We start from the raw sequence: 20,960 nt of genomic DNA on the forward strand, positions 1-20,960 counted from the left end.
ACCCATTCAACCGCTACTACAGCGCATCACGAGGACATCGCCATGCCAACCGGAACAGTGAAATGGTTCAACGACGCGAAGGGCTTCGGCTTCATCACCCCCGATGATGGCGGCGAAGATCTGTTCGCCCATTTTTCGGAGATTCGCACCGAAGGTTTCAAGTCGTTGCAAGAAAATCAGAAAGTCAGCTTCGAAATCAAGCAGGGGCCGAAAGGCAAGCAGGCGGCCGATATCAAGCCGGTGTGACGCCGGCATGGCGGCTCATCCGCATGCGAGGTAACGATGGATAAGGACGCCGCGTATGCGGAGATCGAGCGTAATGGCGGCGCCACTTATGCAAAAACCTTCGCTGCGCGTTATCCCGACGAACCGCTGACACCGTTCTGTCATCGCTATCTGTTCGAGCGGGCGCAGCGCGACGAAGCGGAGCACGACGCGGCCGCGGCCACGCACGACGACGAGCGCGGTTTCGCGCTGAGGTCGCTCGCGCGCATGGAGGCGTCGTCGCATATCGCGCAGGCGGCGGCGAGCGCGTCGCGCGACGCGGCAGCCGCCGCCCACACGTCGGCCCGCGCGGCGCGCCGCTCGGCCTTCTGGACCATGATCGCCGCGCTCGCGTCGGCGACGGGCGTAGTGGTAAACGCGGCCCTCAATCTCGGCTGGCTCGAGTGGGCGAGACATCTTGCTCGATAAGCGACGCGTCGGGCCGCGCGTTGGCGCCCGTGAGTGTGATGTGAGTCGGAGACACCGGCGGGGCTAGCCCGCAAGCCACGCGACAACCTATGCATTTACCACACCGATACGACATCGATGCGACACGGTTACACGAGCGCGTCGATCGCACAAATCGACTCATCGGAGCATGCCGCGGGCGGTCTGAACGCAGTATTATTCTTCAGGTTTCCTTCAGCTTTGCTCCGTACTATTTGCGCCACTGCCCTTGGCCTTTCCGGACCGCGGCCGCCGCTACGCGCGGGTCGAGCACAGGCTTTCACGACCTGCATTCGGGCAATGGAACAGATAGATTCCTGACTGAAAACTGAAAGCGCCTATAAAGGCTTGCTGGAGCATCCATGAAAACTCTGTTCTTGCAGGCGCCGTCGTACGACGGCTTCGATGGTGGCGCGGGTTCGCGCTATCAGGCCAAGCGTGAAGTTCGCTCGTTCTGGTATCCGACGTGGCTCGCACAACCCGCCGCACTCGTCCCCGACAGCCGCGTGCTCGACGCAACGGCAGACGGACTGTCCGTCGAAGCCGCGCTCGACATCGCTTCGCAATACGAGCTGGTGGTGATTCACACCAGCACGCCATCCTTCCCGACCGACGCACTGTTCGCCCAGGACCTCAAGAAGCGCAAGCCGTCGCTGCTGATCGGCATGGTCGGCGCGAAGGTTGCGGTCGATCCGCATAATTCGCTGATCGCGACCGAGGCCATCGACTTCGTTTGCCGCGAGGAATTCGACTACACCTGCAAGGAAATCTCCGAGGGCAAGCCGTTCTCGCAGATCCTGGGCCTGAGCTATCGCGCCCCCGACGGCTCGATCGAACACAACGAAGCGCGTCCGATCCTCGAGAACATGGACGAGCTGCCGTTCGTCGCGCCGATCTACAAGCGCGATCTGACCATCAAGAACTACTTCAACGGCTACCTGAAGCATCCGTACGTGTCGCTGTACACCGGCCGCGGCTGCCGCTCGAAGTGCACGTTCTGCCTGTGGCCGCAAACGGTCGGCGGCCATCGCTATCGCGTGCGTTCGGTCGAGAACGTGCTCGAGGAAGTGAAATGGATTCGCGACAACATGCCCGAAGTCAAGGAGATCATGTTCGACGACGACACCTTCACCGATTTCAAGCCACGCGCCGAAGAAATTGCGCGCGGCATGGGCAAGCTGGGCGTCACGTGGTCGTGCAACGCGAAGGCCAACGTGCCTTACTCGACGCTGAAGATCATGAAGGAAAACGGCCTGCGCCTGCTGCTGGTCGGCTACGAGTCCGGCGACGACCAGATCCTGCTGAACGTCAAGAAGGGCCTGCGTACGGACATCGCTCGGCGCTTCGCGCAGGACTGCCGCACGCTCGGCATCAAGGTGCACGGCACCTTCATTATCGGCTTGCCGGGCGAGACGCAGGAAACCATCCAGAAGACCATCGAGTACGCGAAAGAGATCAATCCGCTGACCATCCAGGTGTCGCTCGCCGCGCCGTATCCGGGCACCCGGCTCTATAACCAGGCGGTCGAGAGCGGCTGGCTCGCGGAGAACAAGGTGATCAATCTCGTCAGCAAACAGGGCGTGCAGCTGGCGGCGATCGGCTACCCGCATCTGTCGCGCGACGAGATGTACCATCAGCTCGAGAACTTCTATAAGCGCTTTTATTTCCGGCCGTCGAAGATCTGGGAGATCCTGCGCGAAATGCTGACGAGCTGGGACATGATGAAACGGCGCCTGCGCGAAGGCGTCGAGTTTTTCCGCTTCCTGCGCGCGCACGAGGCGTGAGCGCCGTACACATCGCCGCCGTCACGCTCGCCTACGCGTGCGCGGCGGCGGCTGTTGTCGGCATCGGCTACACCGTGCTCGCGAGCGCGCTGATAGGGCGTTTCTTCGCGAGGGCGGTGGCCGTTCCCTCGAGCTTTCCGCCCATTACGGTGATCAAACCGTTGCACGGCAACGAGTGGGCGTTGCTCGGTAATCTGTCGAGCTTCTGCGCCCAGGATTATCCGGGACCCGTGCAATTCCTGTTCGGCGTGCACGACTCCGCCGACCCCGCGCTGCAAACCGTCGACGAACTGCGGCGCCTGCATCCGCAGGCGGACATCGCCGTGGTCGCCGATGCGCGTCTGTACGGACCGAACCGCAAGATCAGCAACATCCTCAACATGCTGCCGCAGGCGCGCCACGACGTGCTCGTATTCGCGGACAGCGACGTGTGCGTTAGCCCCGACTATCTGCGCAACGTGGTCGGCGAATTGCAGAAGCCGGGCGTCGGGCTCGTCACCTGCGCGTATCGCGGCCAGCCCGATCCGGGTTTCTGGCCGCGGTTGTCGGCGATCGCCACCAACTACCAGTTCCTGCCGGGCGTCGTCACCGGACTCGCGCTCGGGCTCGCGCGGCCGTGCTTCGGCCAGACCATCGCGATGCGGCGCGACACCTACGAGCGCATCGGCGGCTTCAAGCCGTTCGTGCGGCATCTGGCCGAGGACTACGAGATCGGCGCGGCGGTGCGCGCGGCGGGCGAGCAGGTCACGATTCCGCCGTTCGCGATCGCGCATGCCTGTGTCGAAGCGAGCGCCGCGCAACTGGTGACGCACGAACTGCGCTGGAGCCGCACGATCCGGCGCATCGATCCGCTCGGACACTTCGGCACCGCGCTCGTGCATCCGTTGCCGTTCGCGCTGCTGGCGCTCGCGTGCTCGGGCGGCGCGCCGTGGGCGTGGCTGCTCGCGGCAGTGGCGGTGCTCGCGCGTGTCGCGTTGAAGTGGCGCGCGGATCGGGCGTTGCGTCAGCGCTGCCGCGATCTGTGGCTACTGCCGTTATGGGATATCGTATCGTTTGCGATTTTCGTCGCGAGCTTCCGCTCGTCGCGGGTGATCTGGCGGGGCTTCAGCTTCAAGGTCGACGGCGACGGGCTGCTGTCGGCGGCACAGGACGAATGACGAACGAACGGCAGATTGGGCGGGCAATGAGCGAAGAAGTTTCGAGCGGGCGCAACAGGAGCGCCCTGGAGACGCGCGGCAGCGGCCCGGCGGCACAGGCGGCGCAAACGACAACCGATGCCGCGGCACGCGGCGTGCGGCGCATCAGATCTATCGAGATCGTGTGCGAGGTGCCCGCATGATGAAGCATCTGGGCCGCGCGGCTGCGCTCGCGGGTTTGCTGATCTCTTTGTGGCTGGTCTGGCGCGAAGATCCGCGCGCGGTGCTCAGCGCGTTGCGCGCGGCCGGTGCGGGCCTCGTGCTGGCCGCGTTGGCGCACTTGCTGCCAATGATTGCCAACGCCTGCGACTGGCGCTCGCTGATTCGCGGCGCGAACCGCCCCAGCTTCGGCAAAATGATGCATCTGGTATGGGTGCGCGAATCGGTCAACTCGATGCTGCCGGTTGCGCGAATCGGCGGCGAACTCGTGGCGTTCCGCATGTTCAAGCGCTGGGGCGTCCGGCCATCGACAGCGGTAGCCAGCACCATCGTCGACATGCAACTGACCTTGATCAGTCAGCTGATGTTCACGATGGTCGGGATCGGCTTTCTGTTCGCCAATGCGCAATCGGGTGCGCTGCGGCTCGCCGGGCAGCTCGCGTGGGGCGTGGTCGCGTTGACGCCGCTGCTATTGCTGTTCGGGCTCGTGCAGCATGCGAATCCGTTCGAGCGCCTCACGCGCGTGGCGAACCGTATGACGAGCGGCAAGCTGACCGCACTGGTCGGCCAGTCCGCGCAGATCGATCAATCTATCAAGGTGATCTGGCGACGCCGCGCGGTCGTGCTGCGTTATCTGTTCTTCTGGCAGCCGCTGCAATGCGTGCTGACTTCGCTCGAAATCTGGTTGGCGCTGTATTTTCTCGGCGCGCGGGTGACGCTCGTCGAGGCGATCGTGATCGAATCGCTGATCCAGGCGGTCAGCAGCGCCGCGTTCTTCGTGCCGGGCGGTCTCGGCGTGCAGGAGGGCGCTTTCGTGCTGATCGGCGGCGCACTCGGGCTCGATCCCGCGACCTGTCTCGCGCTCGCGGCCGCGCGGCGCATTCGCGATCTGCTGATGTTCGTGCCGGGCCTGATCGCGTGGCAGCTGTTCGAGGCGTCTGGCAGCGCGCGGCGGCAGGCCGCGCCGCACGGCGTGGGCGCCGGGCTGGCCAAGCAGCGGTCGGGCGTCGCTGACGCGAACCGCGGCGGCGATCGGCGCTGAACGATCGGCGCGCGGTTTCCCTGTTCCCGCTCGCGTCTCGAGACGCACGCACGCCGTCAGCGCGGCGCGCGATAGGCGGCCGGAAACGACACCCGCACCGCAAGCCCCTGGCCCCCGATTCCGGCGCCTAGCTGCAGACTCGCGCCGAAATGCTCGGCGATCCGCGCAACGATCGACAAACCGAGCCCGCTGCCGGTCGCCTGATTGCCGGTCGCGCGGAAAAAGCGGTTCGTGAGCCGCGCGAGGTCGTCCGGCTCGACGCCGGGGCCGTCGTCGCGCACGCTCAGCTGCACGTGCTCGTCGGCATGGCGCACCGCCACTTCGATATTGCCGCCCGTACGTCCATATTTGATCGCGTTGTCGAGCAGATTGTCGAGCAGGATGCCGATCAGCACCGGCTCCGCATCGATCTCGGCGAGCATGTCGCCGATCAGCATCACGTTGATGTGCTTCTGCTGCGCATTACGCCGGTTCGCGAGCAGCGTATCTTTGGCGATCGCCGCGGGCTTCAGCGGCTCGGTGGGCAGTTTCTCCTGCACATCGAGCCGCGCGAGCAGCAGCAACTGCTCGGCGAGCCGCGCGCTGCGATCGACGCCTTGCACGACGCGCTCCATCGCGAGCCGCTGCAGCCCGATGTCGGGCTCCGCGAGCGCGACCTGCGCCTGCACCTTGATCGCGGCGAGCGGTGTCTTCAGTTCGTGCGCGGCATCGGCGGTGAAGGCGCGCTCGAGTTCGAGCGCATGCTGCAGACGCGCCAGCATCTGGTTGATCGCATCGACAAGCGGGCGCACCTCGAGCGGCGTGCGGCCGATGCCGACCGGCTCCATGCGGTTGATGTCGCGCGAACTGAGCGCGGCCGATAGCACCTTCAGCGGCGCGAGGCTCCAGCCAATGCTGAACCACACCAGCACCGCGAGCACCGGCAGCGCGATCAGCGTGGGCCGCGCGATGCGGCTCGCGATTTCGCTCACCAGGTCGCTGCGGGTATTGGCCGGCTCGAACACACGTACGCTGTGACCGAGCGCGGTCTCGCGCAACGTGAACGAGTGATAGAGCTCGCCGACCAGCGTCACGTCTTGCGCGCCGCTCGCGGGCGGCAATGGCAAATCCCATGCGCCGAGCACGTGCAGTTGCGGGCTGCCTGCCAGCACGACGCCGTCGGCCGTGCGCACCTGGAAAAGCGCATCGCGCGGCAGCGTGTCGTCGTCATCGAAGTTGTTCGCGCCGGCTTCGCCGCTTTTCTCTTCTTCGCGCACGTCGATGCGCGCATTCGCGAGCGTCATCAGATTGGTCGCATCGAGCAGCGCGAGCATCTGCGCGAGTTCGGCGAGGCGCGCTTCCTCCCATAGGCCGACTTCGCGCGTCGCCTGCCGGTAGCTCGACACGAGCGCGCCGCCCCAGACGAGCGCGATGCTCGCGAGCACGAGCAGCACGAGGCGCCGCCGGATCGACGAACCGATCATTCTTTCTCCATCACATAGCCGATATTGCGCACGGTCTTGATCAGGTTTGCGCCGAGCTTCTTGCGCAGGTTCGACACATGCACCTCGATCGCATTGCTTTCGATTTCTTCCTGCCAGCCGTACAGGCTTTCCTCGAGCCGCGAGCGCGACTGCGGAATGCCGAGATTGGTCAGCAGTTGCAGCAGAATCGCCCATTCGCGCGATGTCAGCGGCACGCGTGCCTCGTCGATCTGCACCGTTTGCGCGGCCGGATTCACTGTCAGATTCTGGTAACGAATCAGATCGATACTGCGACCTTGTGCGCGGCGCAACAGCGCGCGGCACCGCGCCACCAGCTCGGTGAGATCGAACGGCTTGCCGAGATAGTCGTCGGCGCCCGCTTCGAGACCGCCGACCCGATCGACGACCGTGCCTTTCGCGGTCAACACCAGCACCGGCACGTCATTGCCGGCGTCGCGCATGCGTTTGAGCAGCTCGGTGCCGCTCACGCGCGGCAGGCCGAGGTCGAGTACCACCAATGCATATTGAGTCGTGTCGAGCGCGAGGCTGGCCTTGTGGCCGTCGCGTGCCCAGTCGACCGTGAAGCCGGCCTGACGAAGGCCCGCTTCGACACCGCAGCCGATGAGCTCGTCGTCTTCTACGAGGAGTAAGCGCATGAGGCAAACATTCCAATGTGGAGATTTATTGCGAAACGTCCTGCATTTTTATGCAAGCGACATTGATGCGTCTATACGAACAATCTGCAGTGTTCCGAAGTGTAACCACGCCGTTCATTAGCCGCTTTATGCCACGCGGATGCTTAAGGTTTCCTTCAGCTTGAATCGATACCATCGACGCGCTATAAAATGGTCGTCGCAGATCGTGATGCATGTGCGAGACCAGGTTGTCGTCAGCCCATCGCAACCTGATCGTAAGGACTTCGATGGAGCGACGCGCGAGGCATTCTTTATGCTGGCCAATAGCGTCAATGGACGGTATCGACGAGTCCCGCCCATGGCCAGCATCCGCTCAGGCTGCAAGGCCGCGCACGAGGCACGTTATGAAGCGAGTCACCATCGACATGCTACGAGCCCATTTGCTAGTCGCGTCTCTAACCGCCGCAGGCACCGAAGCGCTGCTGTGCATCGCGCTGCCTGTAGTGCCGGTCTCTGACGCTTTTTTCGCTTCGGCATCTTTCAGGTTGTTCGCGCTCGGGCTGATCATCGGCGGCGTGGTGATCGCGCGCGAATTTTCCGAGGTCGCCTTCGAGCTCGCGGTGCGGCGCGACTACGCGATTCGCGCTGCGCGCGGCGCACGGCCCGCCGTGATCTCAGCGAACTGTCCGCGCCGGTGGCTCGTCGTGCTTCATCTCCGGCTAACGGGGCAACCGTTCGTGCTGGCCGAGCACTGACGGATACGGACGACACACGATGGCGGCCCACGCGTTGATTGCATGTCAATGGCTTCTGTTAGCCGGCTGCGTTAGCGCTTCGATCTACACGGTAGCCGCCGCGCTCGCCATGCCGTTTTTCACCGCGCGGCATAAGTCGAACCATCATGGCGGCAGGGCAGTCAATCGCGCGCTCAGCGGTTCGCTAATGGGTTCGCCCGATGGCCCAGGCGGGCCGTTCGCCCAGGTCGGCGTCAGCGTGCTGAAGCCGCTGTGCGGCGCCGAGCCGCGTCTGTACGAAAATCTGCGGACCTTCTGCGAGCAGCGGCATCAGCATTTTCAGCTGGTGCTGGGCGTGTCGTCGCCGCACGATCCGGCCATCGCGGTGGTGCGCCGTTTGCAGGCCGCCTATCCGAAGTGCGACATCGAGCTCGCCATCGACACACGCGTACACGGCAGCAATCTGAAAGTCAGCAACCTGATCAACATGGCGGCACGCGCGCGCCACGACGTGATCGTGATCGCCGACAGCGACATCGCGGTCGACTCCGACTATCTCGACAGCGTCGCCGCGCCGCTCGCGGACCCGAGCGTCGGCGTGGTCACGTGTCTGTACGTCGCGCGCGGCGTCGGCGGCTTCTGGCCGCGCGTCGGTGCGCTGTTCATCAACGAGTGGTTCGCGCCGTCGGTGCGGGTTGCTCATGCGATGGGCTCGCGCCGCTTCGGTTTCGGCGCGACCCTCGCGTTGCGGCGCGCGACGCTGGAGCGCATCGGCGGCTTCGAAGCCCTGAAAAACTGCCTCGCCGACGACTACTGGCTCGCCGAGCACGTGCGCGAGCTCGGTCTGCAAACGGTGCTGTCGCGCGTGATGGTCGCCACCGACGTGATCGAGCCGACCTTCGCGGCGCTGTGGCAGCGCGAAACGCGCTGGCTGCGCACGATCCGCTCGGTCAATCCCCCGGGTTTCGTGTCGCTGCTGATCACCTTCCCCACACCGTGGCTGTTGACCAGCGCAGGGCTGACCGTGTCGCTCGCGACGTGTGCTCACGCACCGTTCGCGGCGGTGATCGCGAGCGCGTCGGCGACCGCGGTCTGCGTGGGCGCGCGCCTGCTGCTGCATCTGCGCGCGTCGCGCCGCGCGCGCACGTTCTGGCGCGATCTGCCGCTCGTGCCGTTGCGCGATACGCTGCTCGCGCTCCAGTGGCTCGTCAGTGCGTTCGGTTCGCACGTCGTGTGGCGTGGCGAGCGCATGCAGCTCGGCACGCCGTCCGCCGAGCGCAGCGGCCGGCTGGACAGCCTCACGTGATAGCGCGCGGCAAGCCGGCCCAGCCGCGCGGACTGATCATCACCGCCGACGATTTCGGCCTGCATCAACGCGTCAATTTCGCGGTCGAGCGCGCGCATCGCAACGGCGTGCTGCGCGCCGCGAGTCTGATGGTCGCCGCACCAGCCGCCAAAGACGCGGTCGCCCGCGCGCATACGCTGCCGGAACTACGCGTGGGCCTGCATCTGGTGCTGGCCGACGGCGCCGCGCTGGCGCCGCGCGAGCAGGTCGCCGCGCTGCTCGACGAGAACGGCCGCTTCGGCAGCAACATGGTGCGCGACGGCGTGCGCTTCTTCTTTCTGCCACACGTGCGCCGGCAACTCGCATTCGAAATCCGCGCGCAATTCGAAGCGTTCGCCGCGACCGGCCTCACGCTCGACCACGTGAACACGCACAAGCATTTTCATCTGCATCCGACGGTGCTGAGCCTGATCCTCGACATCGGCCGCGACTACGGCATGAAGGCGATGCGTCTGCCGTTCGAAGCGAACGCGCCGCTGCGGCTGCGGCCGTGGATTGCGCACGTGAAGACGCAACTCGAGCGCGCGGGGATCGCGCACAACGACTACGTGGTCGGCATCGCCGCGAGCGGACGCATGGACGAAGCGGCCTGGCTCGCCGCGCTCGCGAATCTGCCGCACGGCGTCGGCGAGATCTACTGTCATCCGGCGCTGGCCGGTGACGCGCTGAGCGAGGGCATGCACGACTACCGGCATGCCGACGAGTTGCAGGCGCTGTTGTCACCCAGGGTGGCCGCCGCGATCCGCTCGCTCGGCGCGCGAGTCGGCGGGTTCGCGGATGTGCTTGCCTAGCGCCATGCTTCGCGAAATGCATAAGGCCCGGAAAACCGCTCGATGCGGCATCAGAACCCGTAAGCGTTCGTTAAGCTGGCGCGGCCGATAATACGGAGGCCAAAACTGCACGAACGAGGGGAGAGGCCATGCGCCTGCTATTGGTCGAAGACGACGACATGATCGCGGAATCGGTGCTGGGCGCGATGCGCCGCGCCGGCTACGCGATCGACTGGGCCGAGGACGGCCGCGCGGCGGAACTGTCGCTCGACAACGGCGTATACGACCTCGTGCTGCTCGACCTCGGCCTGCCGAAAAAAGACGGCATCGACGTGCTGAACGCGTATCGCCGCAACGGCGGCGCGGCGCCGGTAATCATCCTGACCGCGCGCGACGCGATCGACGAACGCATCCGCGGTCTCGACGCCGGCGCCGACGACTACCTGATCAAGCCGTTCGATCTCGACGAACTGGCCGCCCGCATTCGCGCGCTGCTGCGCCGGCGCACCGGCCAGAAGCAGCCGGTCTACAGCCACGGCGAACTGACGCTCGACCCCGCCGCGCATGAAGTCACCAAGGACGGCGTGCCGCTGCCGCTGGTGCCGCGCGAATTCGCGTTGCTGCAGGCGCTGATCGAGGAGCCGACCCGCGTGTTCACGAAGGCCGAGCTCGAAGAAAAGCTGTACGGCTGGGGCGAGGAAGTCGGCAGCAACACGATCGAAGTGCATGTGCACAGTCTGCGGCGCAAGATCGGCGCGGACCAGGTCGTGACCGTGCGCGGGGTCGGCTACCGCCTGAAGAGGTGCGGATGACGTCGATTCGCCGCTGGCTGCTCGGCTGGCTGATCTTCGGCATGGCGGTGGCGTCGATGGTCGCCGCTTTCGCGATCTTCCATACCGCGCGGCGCGAGGCGAGCGAGCTGTTCGACTACGAACTGCGCACCGTCGCGCTGTCGCTGCCGTCGTCGCTCAGCGGTGCGGGCCTGCTCGAGCGTCGGGACCCCGACCTCGGCGATCTCGCCGACGACCGCATCGTCATCGAGATCTGGGACAAGAGCGGCACGCTCGTCTATCACTCCGCGCAGGCGCCGATGTTCGACCGTCTGGCGCCGGGCTTCCACACGGTGCCGCGCGGCGAATACCACTGGCGCATCTTCGGCGTCGCGCAGCCAGACCGCTACGTGCAGGTCGCGCAGCCGGTCTCGGTGCGCGAGGACCTCGCGTTGCATCTCGCGCTGCACACGCTGTGGCCGCTCGGCGTGCTGCTGCCGGTGACGATCGCGCTGATGCTGCTGCTGGTCGCGCGCGGGCTCGCGCCGATCGGCGGGCTGTCGCGCGCGCTCTCGACGCGTTCAATCGATTCGCTCGAACCGCTGCGGCTCGACGGCAACGTGCCGGTCGAAATCCGTCCGCTCGTCGAAGCGCTGAACGATCTGCTGCAACGGCTGCATACGGCGTCGCAGGCGCAGCGCACGTTCATCGCCGATGCCGCGCACGAGTTGCGCTCGCCGCTCGCGGCGCTGAAGCTGCAACTGCAGGCGGCGTCGCGCGACGGCTCGCTGAAGGGCGAGGGGCAGACGCTCGAGCGCGTCGCAAGCCGGGTGAACCGGATCATTCACCTTGTGCAGCAACTGCTGACGCTCGCGCGCGAAGATGCGCAGCCGGTCACGTCGACGGTGCCGGTCAGCCTGCGCCGCATTGGCGAGCAGGCGGTCAGCGATTGTTCCGTGCTCGCGGAGCTGCGCGATATCGATCTCGGCCTCGAATGCGAACAGGCGCGCACGCCGAACGACGCCTATACGGTGCTCGCCGAGCCGCACAGTATCAGCGTGTTGTTAGGCAATCTGATCAATAACGCGATTCGTCATACGCCGCGGGGCGGCCGTGTCGACGTGGTGCTTCGGCGCACGGGCGAACGGGTTGGCTTCGAGGTCGTCGATAGCGGCTCGGGGATTCCGGAGGCGGAGCTCGGGCGCGTGTTCGACCGTTTCTATCGCGGCGAGGAGTCGAAGGGCGAGGGCAGCGGGCTCGGACTCGCGATCGTCGCGCGCATCGCCGAGCGGCATCAGCTCGGGCTGTCGCTGCGCAACAATGTCGGCGCGCCCGGTTTGCGGGTGTCGGTCACAGGGCTGCGCGCGCCCGCTGCCGACGCACCCGTCGCGGCCGCGAATTGACGACCGTCACTGCGGCTAGGGGTTGTCACAAGCATATAGGCGCGCGCTGCTACAATCTCATTTTTACAGATCGACAGATTGGTTGTGCACTATGGGTTTCGAACAACTCGCTGAACTGAAGAAGCAACTGGCCGCGGCGCGTGCCGCCGCCGAGTCGGCCGGCAAGCCCGATCGCAAATCGGCCGCGCGCCCCGCTTCGAAGTCCGCTGGCAAGCCCGCTTCAAATCCTGGGGCACATCCTGGCTCTAACGCCGAGCGTGGCGCCAATCCGGGTGCGAAGCCCGGCGGCCGGCCCGGTGGTAAGCCGGCCGCGAAGGCCGGTGGTCGGCCGGACGGCAAGCCGGGCACGCGACCCGGCCGCCCGCAGCCGGCACGCCATGCCGCACCCGAGGGCGCCGCGCCCGCCAGGCCGGCGGCGGACGCCAAGCCGGTGGACCCGGTGGTGCGCTCGATCGGTCGTCTGCAAAAGCGCTTCCCGGTCGCTTTCCCGAAGAATCCGGCCCCGAAGCTGCCGCTGAAGATCGGCGTTTTCGAAGACCTCGTCGTGCATGCGAAGGAGCTGTCGCTGACCGAAGCCGAGCTGCGCGACGCGATCAAGACGTGGTGCCGTGGCGGGCGCTACTGGAAGAGCCTCGTCGAAGGCGCGGCGCGCGTCGATCTGGCGGGCGTCGAAGCTGGCAAGGTCACGGCGCAGGAAGCGGCCGGTGCGCAGCGCCTGCTCGCGCATCGCGCAGCGAAGGGCGCGCAGAAGGCCGCCACGGCGACGGCAAGCGCGCATGCGCCGACCGATGCCGGTACCCCGTCCGGGGACGCGGCCGCCGACAAGCCGCAGGCCGAAGCAGCGGCAGTCGCGGAACAGGCGGTCGCGCAAGCGGAAGCCGCTGCCGCAACGCCGGAGACCATAGCGGCGAATCCCGCCGGCAGCGCGGACACCCAGGCGCAAACCAGCGCGCAACACGAACCGCAAGCCTCCACTTCCTCCCAAGCCTAACTCTGGCATCACCCGTCGCGGCCTCGTTCACGAGGCCATGACGGGCGGCGCAGCCGTCAGCCGGCTACGCACGAATCCCACATGCTCCCGCAGCACATAAAACGCGTCCGCATACGCTAGCGGCATGCGCAAGTGGTTCAGCGCCGTCTCGATCTCGTCCAGTTGCCCCAGCAGCTGCGTGCGCTCCTCGTCGGTTGCGCCGGCGAGCGCGTGCCGCTCGATCGCGATCAGCGAACCGTAATAGCGATAGATGCGCGAGCGCACCCGCCACCGGTACAACGCCGGAATCACCCGCATCGCGGGCAACAGCAGCACGGCGACCGGCAACAGCAGGACCAGCGTGCGATCGCCGATGCTCGCGAGCCAGAACGGCAGCGTCCGATACAAAAAGCCCTTGCCGGTCCGGTAGTAGCGCTGCGCGTCCTCGCTGATCGGGTATTCGTGCTCGACCGGGGTCGGGAACTGGCCGGCGTGCTGCAACAGGCCCGCGGCGCCATGCACTTCCTGCGCCGCCTCGATCAGCAGATCCGAGATCGCTGGATGCAGCGTGCTGCGCGCGACGAGTTCGACCGTCGGACTGATCAGATGGACGGTCTCTGGCGGAATGCGCCGCTTCAGATCGAGCACGCCCGGCGGCAGGTCGATCTGATCGAGAAACGGAAACACACGCGTATAGGCGCTCGCTTCGTCAAAATTCATCACCGAAATGCCGGGTACCCGCAACAGCCGCAGCATCAGACCGCGCGTCGCCGAATCGCCGCTCAAAAGCGCCGCGTCGACCTCGCCGGCGACCAACTGCGTAGCGGCCTGCAGGCCGTCGCTTGGCACTAGCGTCGTCGCGCCGCCGGGCTCGATGCCGTTCGCCGCCAGCAGTTGCAGCGCGAGCAGCCGCGTGCCGCTGCCTTCGCGGCCTATCGCGATCCGCTTGCCTTCGAGCTGCGCCAGTTGTGTGAGGGCAGCGCCGCGATAGAACACGACGATCGGCACATAGAACACGCTGCCGAGCGACACCAGCGACGACGTATCCAGCCCTTGGGCCACGCCGCCTTGCACGAACGCGATATCGACTTGCTGCTTAGGGTCCAGCAGCCGTTGCAGGTTCTGCACGGAACCATCGGATTCGAGCACGTTCAGGCGGATGCCGTTGCGCGCGAGGATCTTGCGGTACTGGTTCGCGGTGACGACGAACGAGCTGTCGCGCGGGCCGGCGCTGATCGTGATCGTGCGCGGCGGCGCCGGATTGGCGATCCAGACGATCAGCGCGATCGCGAACGCGATCAGCAGCGCCGTGATGAAGTAGGGCAGCAGGTGCTCGCGCCATTCGGCGCGCGTGGGTTCGGCGGGAAAGTGCGGAGGACGCGGACGCTGCGCTTTCATGAAGACTCCGTGCTGAAGCCGGGAGCAGGCATTGTCGCCCGTGCTGGGGGGCTTTGCCGTTGGCGGTTCGCTCTATTGACCGGGCGCGCGGCACTCGACGGAGCCCGCCGGCCACGGCCGGAGAATAATGGCGTACATGGCATAATTTGCCGCAAATCGTGGTCTGGCAGTAGTGGACCTTCACAACTCGCGGCGTGTCGCTGGGCGCATGTTGAATCGTCGGCATCGGAAGATCGGCAGCTGGCTCGGATTGCTCGCGATCCTGCTGACGACGCTCGCACCGACGATCTCGCAGACGCTAGCCGCCCATCGCCACGCCGACGCGATGATGCGCGAGCATTGCCAGATGGCGTCGGTGGACGACATCGCGTCGATGCCGGGCATGCGAATCCAGGGCGACACGCCCGAACCCACCCAGGCCACCGCCAACCCGCCCGACAATTCCGACGACAGCGCCGACGCCGGCAATCCCACGGACAAGCACGCGCAGATGTCCGGCGATGCCTGCGGCTATTGCAGCCTGCTCGCGCATCTACCGTTGATGCCGAGCGCCGCCATGCTGTTCGTCGCCGCGGTCCGCGCGCGCCAGCACACGGCCGCGACGCGCTTTAACAGCGTGCGCCGTGTCGAACCGCTGACTTTCGCGCAGCCCCGCGCCCCGCCTTCCGTCTGCTGATCCGAATCACATACGACGCGATGCGCCGAGCCGCATCGCGCTTGCTCGCGCGCGTCCGTTCGACGGCGCGCGCCAGCCTCGTCATCACCGATCAGACAGGATGCACTCATGCACACACCAGCAATGCGCGACGGCCGTCCGCCGCGCGCGGCGCCGCTCGTCGCGGCCGCCGCCTATGTCGTCCACGCCGCTTACGCCGCGGGCGGCGTCGTAGGCCTCATCACCGCGCCGTCCACCGCGCAGGCCCATGCGATCGCGGGCAACCGCGTCTTCCCCGCGACGCTCGCCGTCGACGACCCCGGCGTCGGCGACGAAGCCAACTTCGAGTACGGCCATCAGCGCGTGCCCGGCGACAACGGCGAGCAGAGCATCAACACGTTCAGCTTCGAGTACGACAAGCTGATCACGCCGCGTCTGGCGGTGTCGATCGACGGCGCGTACGCAATGCAAAACAACCCGCGCGCGGCCGGCTTCAACAACTTCGGCGTCGGCCTCAAGTACCTGCTGTACGTGAACGAGCCGCATGAGCTGATGACGTCGATCGGCGTCACTGCGGAGCTCGGCGGCACCGGCAGCCGCGCGATCGCCGACAACTTCTCGACGATCTCGCCGACCGTCTACATCGGCAAGGGCATGGGCGATTTGCCCGATTCGCTCGCGTATCTGCGTCCGGTCGCGATCACGGCAGAGGCGGGCCCCGCGCTCACCACCGGCGCGGGTCAGCCGAACGCGTTCAATTACGGCTTTACCGTCCAATACAGCCTGCCGTATCTGCAGCAGCACGTGCACGACGCGGGTCTGCCGCAGCCGTTCGCGAACCTGATCCCGCTCGTCGAGATTCCGCTGTCACGCAGCCAGGGGCAGACGACCGGCACGGTCAATCCGGGCTTCATCTGGATCAATCGTTACGGACAGTTCGGCGTCGAGGCGCAGATTCCGATCAACCGCGCGAGCGGCTCGCACGTCGGCATCCTGGTGCAGGCGCATCTGTTCTTCGACGACATTGCGCCGAGCACGCTCGGCAAGCCGCTGTTCCCATGAGTAGCGCAGGAGAAAGAAGATGAACGACAGCTTCAAGCATCTCGCGATGCGCGTCGCGGCACTGATCGCCGGCGTGACGCTCGCGAGCGCGGCACTCGCGCATGTGTTTCCGCAGAAACAGGAGCCGGGCGCGGGCGCCTCGGTGGCCGCGCCCGCGCAGGTCAAGGTGACCTTCGACGGGCCGCTCGAACCGGCGTTCAGCTCGCTGAGCGTGACCGATGCGAGCGGCAAGCAGGTCGGCACGCAGAAGTCATCGGTGGATGCGCAGCAGCCCGCGGTGATGACCCTGCCGCTGCCGACGCTCGCGGCTGGGCACTACACCGTGCATTGGGTCGCGGTGGCGTCGGACGGGCATCGAACGCATGGGGACTATGGGTTCGATGTGAAGTAGGGCGGTACGATGCGCGGTGCTCGCGCAAGCGGCGCTCAAACCCGCTTGAACAGCTGCCGTGCGAGCGAGCACATCAGCATCGTCGCGGGCGATTCGTCCTGCAGGCGCCGGCTCATGATGATCGGCGACGCGGCGCTTGCCGACGGAATCGGCCGGTACGCGACGCCGTGCGCGCGCAAGCCCTCGACGCTCTCCGGCACCAGACACACGCCGACCTGCGCGGCGACCAGACCGAGCGCGGTCTGCAACTCGCGCACTTCGTGAATCGCTTTGGGCTCCAGCGCCTGATCATGCATCGCCGAGATCTGCTGGTCGGCATAGCTCGGCCGCGGCGTGCTCGGATAGACGATCAGCGTTTCCTCGGCGAGCGCGGCGAGCGTCAGCGGCTTCTTCTGCCGCGCGAGCGGATGGTCCTGCGGCAACGCGGCGATCATCCGTTCCTCGACCAGCACTTCGCGCGCGAGTTGCGCATCGTCGAAGCGCAGCCGGCCGAAGCCGACGTCGATGCGGCCGCCTTTGAGCGCGGCCAACTGCTCGATCGTGAACATCTCGATCAGCGATAGCTCGATATGCGGCGCGGCCTCGCGAAACGAGCGGATCACCGCGGGCAGCGCGCCATACAGCGTCGACGGCACGAAGCCGATCACGATGCGCTCCGCGAGTTGTGCGAGCCGGCGCGTGAGCGGCGCGAGTTCATCGGCTTCATCGATCAGACGTTTCGCCTGGGTGTAGAAAATGCGGCCGGCTTCGGTGAGCCGCAACGGCCGCGAGCCGCGCTCGAACAGCGGCAGGCCGACGTCTTCCTCGATCTGCTGGATCTGCCGTGACAGCGGCGGCTGTGTCATATGCAGACGATTGGCCGCCCGCGTGATGTTCATCTCTTCGGCGACCGCGATGAAGTAGCGAAGTTGGCGAAATTCCATGCATGCCTCAGACGTGTGATGCGTCGGCTATCAGGTTGGTGTTGGAATGCCGCGCGCTGAGTGTCCGTTTACTGCTTTATGCTCCCGCTGGAGCGCTCCGCGAAGGCAACGAATGATAGCAACAGCGCCGTCAAATTCCGGCCAGATGGCGCACGAGCGCCTTTTCCGCGCGCGGCAGCGCATTCAGCTCGCGCATGCAGATCAGCAGGCGGCGTGTCGCCCACGGATCGCTGAGCTCGATCGTGCGCAGACCCGATGTGCCCCGATAGCGCTTCGCCGCGGTGGCCGGCACGATGCCGATGCCCGCGCCCTGTTCGACCATGCGGCAGACGCCGTCGAAGGTGCGCACATTCGCGCGGAAGCTCATCGCCTGGCCGGCCAGCAGCGCGCGCTCGCCGAGATAGGTTTGAAACGCGCTGTCCGCGGCGAGGCCGATGAACTCGCGCTGCGTCACCTCCGCGAGCGCGATGCGCCGGCGCGCGCCGAGCGGATCGTCGCGGCTCGTGACGAGCACGAGCTTGTCGATCGCGAACGGCAGCGTCTGCAACGCGCCATGCTCGATCGCATCGGAGACGATGCCGACATCCGCCGCGCCGGTCAGCACCGCCTTGATGGTCTCGCTGCTTTGACGCTCCTTCAGATCGACCTGCACGTTCGGGTGATCGCGCAAAAACGCGCCGATCGCCGACGGCAGGAACTCGGTGAGCGCGGCCGTGTTGGTCCATAAACGGATGCGGGCCTTGCGGCCTCGTTGCAGCTCGCCGAGCTCGCCCTGCATGCTGTCGATCTGGCCGAGCACGAGCCGCGCGTGGTGCGCGAGCGTGTCGCCGGTCGGCGTCGACTCGACGCCGCGCCGCCCGCGTTCTAGCAGCGGCACGCCGAGCGCTTCTTCCATGCCGCGCAGCCGGGCGCTCGCCGATGGCAGCGACATGTTCGCGCGCGTGGCGCCGTGCGTGATGCTGCCGGTGTCGAGAATATGCAGAAAGAGCCGTAGATCGATGAGGTCGAAGCGCATCAGGATTCGGTGTCGAGTGAGGCCGCAGGGGCAAGCTCATCGGACATTGTGCCTTAGGCGCAGCCTAAGGCACGCTACGTATCTTACGCATTGTGAAGGCGAGGACGGCGCAGCAAAATCGCCGGCATCGTTTCAATGGATGCCGAGGGGCCCACGCGGCACAGGCCTGTTCGTCGTGCCGGCAGTACCCTATCTGTAGGGGCTCGACGAGTTTTAGTCGCTGGTTCTTTATCTGTCTGCTTGGCTTCGGCGTTCAATCAATGGCGCGCGTGTTCGTTTAAATGACGTCAGGGCAGCGGATAGCGGAGGAGGGAGATCATGTGGCCCATTATTCTCGATACGCTCGGTGCGCTCGCGGTGCTCGCGAGCGTGGCGGCGCAGATCGCGCTGTTGCACAGGCGGTGAATAAAAGTGCCGTGAATAAGGGCGCTTTTAGTGGACCAATGCGTCGATCAGGGTCGCGATACATCGCGTACCAGATCTGCGCGTATTGCCCGAAATTTTCGTAAGCCCCTCGTAAACAGATCCAACGAAATCCGCTTCGAATCGATTGTTCGTCGGAAGCGGCGTGTCAATTCGCCTCGAGCCGCTTTATCCGAGCTCACGCGATGCCTAAATTTACGACCTGTGACAGCGCCACTGCATTTCCAGCTTTTAGCGGCGTGGACCTCGCGACTTCTCGCGAGGCATGCCGGCGCGAACCATTGAAAGGACACGATGATGAGCAAGCTCACAGGCAAGGTAGCGGTTGTAACGGGTGCATCGAAAGGCATCGGTGCGGCGATTGCGAAGGCATTGGCGGCGCAAGGCGCGTCGGTCGTGGTGAACTATGCGTCGAGCCGCGCGGGCGCGGACAAGGTGGTCGCCGATATCACCGCGGCGGGGGGCAAGGCGGTCGCGGTTGGCGGCGACGTGTCGAAGGCCGCGGACGCGAAGGGCATCATCGATACGGCGATCGAAACCTATGGCCGGCTCGACGTTCTCGTCAACAACTCGGGTGTCTATGAATTCGCGACGCTCGAAGAGATCACCGAAGCGCATTTTCATAAGCACTTCGATGTGAACGTGCTGGGTCTGCTGCTGGTGACGCAGGCGGCGGCCAAGCATCTGGGCGAAGGCGGCAGCATCGTCAACGTAAGCTCGGTCGTGACCCGCATCACACCGGCGACCACCGCGGTCTACACGGCGACCAAGGGCGCGGTCGACGCGATCACCGGCGTGCTCGCGAAGGAACTCGGTCCGCGCAAGATCCGCGTGAATTCGGTGAATCCGGGCGTGGTCGAAACCGAAGGCGCGCACACCGCCGGCGTGATGGGCTCGGAGTTCGAAACGTGGGCGATCAGCACGACGCCGCTCGGCCGGATCGGCCAACCCGACGATATCGCCGATGTCGTCACGTTCCTGGCTTCGGACGACGCGCGCTGGTTGACGGGCGAGAGCCTAATCGCGAGCGGCGGCTCGCGTTGAGTCTGACGGGTTGCCAACGTTTCTGGCAACCCGTTCTTCAGATCGAGCGCGACAGCGGATGGCGCGGCCGGTAGCACGACGGCCGCGCCGCTTGTTGTAGCGGCGGCGCGCGAGCTACGCGCGTTGAACCTCGCCGACCGGGACCTCGGTTTCCGCTCCCGGCAATTCCACCGAAAAAAACGCGTCGAGCAGATTCGAACCCGGCCGCTCGGCGAGCCGCGTCAGCGATTCGATCATCTGCACGCGGCAATCGACCAGCGGCACCATCCGGATGCGCCGCGACTCGTTGAACTCTGCGCGCGCAATCACGCCGACCCCGATTCCCTGCGCGACCGCTTCCTCCAGCGCCTCGCGGCCATCGACGTACATGACCGGCTCGACCTGCAACGACTCGCGCACGAGCTCGATTTCCAGCAGTTGTTGGGTGACCGATTGCGGCTCGCGGAAGATCATCGGCTGTTCGACGAGTTCCGCGTAGCTGAGGCGGCGCTTCTTCGCGGCCGGATAGCTGGCCGGCACCATCGCGACCAGCGGATCGCGTCGCAACACGCGCGACTGCAAACGGCTGTGCACCTGCGGCGCGGCCGTGATCGCCGCGTCGACCACGCTCGACAGCACGCGCTGCATGCACTCGGCCGCATTGGCGATCGACAGCGTGACGACGATCCCCGGATGCCGCCGGCGAAACGCGCCGATCAGCGCGACGGCGAGATCGGGCGCGTCGGCCGCGAGCGATAGCGAACCCGACTCCAGCCCGCCCGCCGATTCGAGCAGCTGACGCGCGTCGCGCTCGCAGCTGAGCATATGCCGCGTCACGCTGAACAGGCGCAGCCCGAGTTCGGTCGTCGCCACGCCGCGCGGCCCGCGCTCGAACAGCTTGACGCCGTAGTCCTGTTCGAGCCGCCGCACATGGTCCGACACCGCCGGCTGCGTCAGCGACAACGCTTGTGCCGCTTTCGAAAAGCCGCCATGTTCGGCGACCGCATGAAATGCCCGCAATTGCGCGTATTGCACGTGTGCCTCGCCGGGATAAGTTTTTGCGATACCTTCATCGATTATATCGATTT

The 20,960-nt window shown here is 66.0% G+C and carries 22 protein-coding genes; 16 read left to right on the forward strand and 6 right to left on the reverse strand.

Annotated elements, in window-relative coordinates; all coding sequences use genetic code 11:
* The first annotated feature begins 42 nt into the window (after positions 1-42).
* The 6 genes from GCT19_RS34150 to GCT19_RS34170 all read left to right on the forward strand — a co-directional run bounded on the left by GCT19_RS34150 (position 43) and on the right by GCT19_RS34170 (position 4,892).
* Positions 43-246, forward strand: coding sequence for a cold-shock protein (locus tag GCT19_RS34150; RefSeq protein ID WP_008922053.1), 204 nt, complete (start codon positions 43-45; stop codon positions 244-246).
* Positions 247-282: 36 nt separating this feature from the next.
* Entirely contained in the window at positions 283-693 is a 411-nt protein-coding gene (locus tag GCT19_RS34155) for a hypothetical protein (protein ID WP_013089572.1), read from the forward strand.
* 380 nt (positions 694-1,073) lie between these two features.
* Entirely contained in the window at positions 1,074-2,495 is a 1,422-nt protein-coding gene (gene hpnJ / locus GCT19_RS34160; protein ID WP_013089571.1) for a hopanoid biosynthesis associated radical SAM protein HpnJ, read from the forward strand.
* A complete protein-coding gene (gene hpnI / locus GCT19_RS34165) occupies positions 2,492-3,652 on the forward strand; it encodes a bacteriohopanetetrol glucosamine biosynthesis glycosyltransferase HpnI (protein WP_184247513.1) in 1,161 nt (386 codons plus the stop codon). The genes hpnJ and hpnI (GCT19_RS34165) overlap by 4 nt, the downstream gene beginning before the upstream one ends.
* 26 nt (positions 3,653-3,678) lie before the next feature.
* Positions 3,679-3,834 (forward strand): hypothetical protein, encoded by a 156-nt coding sequence (locus GCT19_RS42970; protein ID WP_193727478.1) that lies wholly within the window; start codon positions 3,679-3,681, stop codon positions 3,832-3,834.
* On the forward strand, positions 3,831-4,892 hold the full coding sequence (locus GCT19_RS34170; protein ID WP_152854403.1) for a lysylphosphatidylglycerol synthase domain-containing protein: 1,062 nt from the start codon (positions 3,831-3,833) through the stop codon (positions 4,890-4,892). The genes GCT19_RS42970 and GCT19_RS34170 overlap by 4 nt, the downstream gene beginning before the upstream one ends.
* Before the next feature lie 56 nt (positions 4,893-4,948).
* On the opposite strand, the gene GCT19_RS34175 is transcribed toward GCT19_RS34170, so the two are convergent.
* Positions 4,949-6,355, reverse strand: a complete 1,407-nt coding sequence (locus GCT19_RS34175; RefSeq protein WP_018434623.1) for an ATP-binding protein — start codon at positions 6,353-6,355, stop codon at positions 4,949-4,951.
* Positions 6,352-7,011 (reverse strand): response regulator, encoded by a 660-nt coding sequence (locus GCT19_RS34180; protein WP_013089566.1) that lies wholly within the window; start codon positions 7,009-7,011, stop codon positions 6,352-6,354. The genes GCT19_RS34175 and GCT19_RS34180 overlap by 4 nt, the downstream gene beginning before the upstream one ends.
* 383 nt (positions 7,012-7,394) lie before the next feature.
* Here GCT19_RS34180 and GCT19_RS34185 point away from each other — a divergent pair, with 383 nt between their 5' ends.
* The 6 genes from GCT19_RS34185 (at position 7,395) to GCT19_RS34210 (ending at position 13,003) form a co-directional block, all read left to right on the forward strand.
* Entirely contained in the window at positions 7,395-7,745 is a 351-nt protein-coding gene (locus GCT19_RS34185; protein WP_018434622.1) for a hypothetical protein, read from the forward strand.
* A gap of 19 nt (positions 7,746-7,764) precedes the next feature.
* Entirely contained in the window at positions 7,765-9,030 is a 1,266-nt protein-coding gene (gene hpnI, locus GCT19_RS34190) for a bacteriohopanetetrol glucosamine biosynthesis glycosyltransferase HpnI (RefSeq protein ID WP_018434621.1), read from the forward strand.
* Positions 9,027-9,860 (forward strand): hopanoid biosynthesis-associated protein HpnK, encoded by an 834-nt coding sequence (gene hpnK / locus GCT19_RS34195; protein WP_321576918.1) that lies wholly within the window; start codon positions 9,027-9,029, stop codon positions 9,858-9,860. The genes hpnI (GCT19_RS34190) and hpnK overlap by 4 nt, the downstream gene beginning before the upstream one ends.
* Positions 9,861-9,988: 128 nt before the next feature.
* Positions 9,989-10,651: a response regulator gene (locus tag GCT19_RS34200; protein WP_018434619.1), complete on the forward strand. Its 663-nt coding sequence runs from the start codon at positions 9,989-9,991 to the stop codon at positions 10,649-10,651.
* Positions 10,648-12,012: an ATP-binding protein gene (locus GCT19_RS34205; RefSeq protein WP_152854404.1), complete on the forward strand. Its 1,365-nt coding sequence runs from the start codon at positions 10,648-10,650 to the stop codon at positions 12,010-12,012. Before GCT19_RS34200 ends, GCT19_RS34205 begins: the two co-directional genes overlap by 4 nt.
* Positions 12,013-12,103: 91 nt before the next feature.
* Positions 12,104-13,003 (forward strand): ProQ/FinO family protein, encoded by a 900-nt coding sequence (locus GCT19_RS34210; protein ID WP_152854405.1) that lies wholly within the window; start codon positions 12,104-12,106, stop codon positions 13,001-13,003.
* Between the two features lie 27 nt (positions 13,004-13,030).
* On the opposite strand, the gene GCT19_RS34215 is transcribed toward GCT19_RS34210, so the two are convergent.
* On the reverse strand, positions 13,031-14,380 hold the full coding sequence (locus GCT19_RS34215) for a TAXI family TRAP transporter solute-binding subunit (RefSeq protein ID WP_152854406.1): 1,350 nt from the start codon (positions 14,378-14,380) through the stop codon (positions 13,031-13,033).
* 208 nt (positions 14,381-14,588) lie between these two features.
* Between GCT19_RS34215 and GCT19_RS34220 the strand changes: the two genes are divergently transcribed.
* From GCT19_RS34220 to GCT19_RS34230, 3 genes are all read left to right on the forward strand, one after another.
* Complete coding sequence (locus GCT19_RS34220; RefSeq protein WP_152854407.1) at positions 14,589-15,056, forward strand: DUF2946 domain-containing protein; 468 nt, start codon at positions 14,589-14,591, stop codon at positions 15,054-15,056.
* A gap of 108 nt (positions 15,057-15,164) precedes the next feature.
* Complete coding sequence (locus GCT19_RS34225; RefSeq protein ID WP_152854408.1) at positions 15,165-16,097, forward strand: hypothetical protein; 933 nt, start codon at positions 15,165-15,167, stop codon at positions 16,095-16,097.
* A 19-nt stretch (positions 16,098-16,116) separates the two neighbouring features.
* Complete coding sequence (locus GCT19_RS34230) at positions 16,117-16,488, forward strand: copper resistance CopC family protein (RefSeq protein ID WP_018434614.1); 372 nt, start codon at positions 16,117-16,119, stop codon at positions 16,486-16,488.
* Positions 16,489-16,523: 35 nt separating this feature from the next.
* Here the strand turns inward: GCT19_RS34230 and GCT19_RS34235 are convergent, their stop codons facing one another.
* Both GCT19_RS34235 and GCT19_RS34240 read right to left on the reverse strand, forming a co-directional pair.
* Positions 16,524-17,411 carry a LysR family transcriptional regulator gene (locus GCT19_RS34235; protein WP_013089555.1) on the reverse strand — a complete coding sequence of 296 codons (888 nt, stop codon included), beginning with the start codon at positions 17,409-17,411 and terminating at the stop codon, positions 16,524-16,526.
* Positions 17,412-17,541: 130 nt separating this feature from the next.
* Positions 17,542-18,426 carry a LysR family transcriptional regulator gene (locus GCT19_RS34240; RefSeq protein ID WP_152854409.1) on the reverse strand — a complete coding sequence of 295 codons (885 nt, stop codon included), beginning with the start codon at positions 18,424-18,426 and terminating at the stop codon, positions 17,542-17,544.
* Between the two features lie 720 nt (positions 18,427-19,146).
* Between GCT19_RS34240 and GCT19_RS34245 the strand changes: the two genes are divergently transcribed.
* On the forward strand, positions 19,147-19,893 hold the full coding sequence (locus GCT19_RS34245; protein ID WP_152854410.1) for a glucose 1-dehydrogenase: 747 nt from the start codon (positions 19,147-19,149) through the stop codon (positions 19,891-19,893).
* A 114-nt stretch (positions 19,894-20,007) separates the two neighbouring features.
* On the opposite strand, the gene GCT19_RS34250 is transcribed toward GCT19_RS34245, so the two are convergent.
* On the reverse strand, positions 20,008-20,907 hold the full coding sequence (locus GCT19_RS34250) for a LysR substrate-binding domain-containing protein (RefSeq protein ID WP_026228515.1): 900 nt from the start codon (positions 20,905-20,907) through the stop codon (positions 20,008-20,010).
* Between the last annotated feature and the right edge of the window lie 53 nt (positions 20,908-20,960).

Origin of the sequence: Paraburkholderia atlantica (assembly GCF_009362785.1) — a bacterium.
Taxonomy (GTDB): domain Bacteria; phylum Pseudomonadota; class Gammaproteobacteria; order Burkholderiales; family Burkholderiaceae; genus Paraburkholderia; species Paraburkholderia atlantica.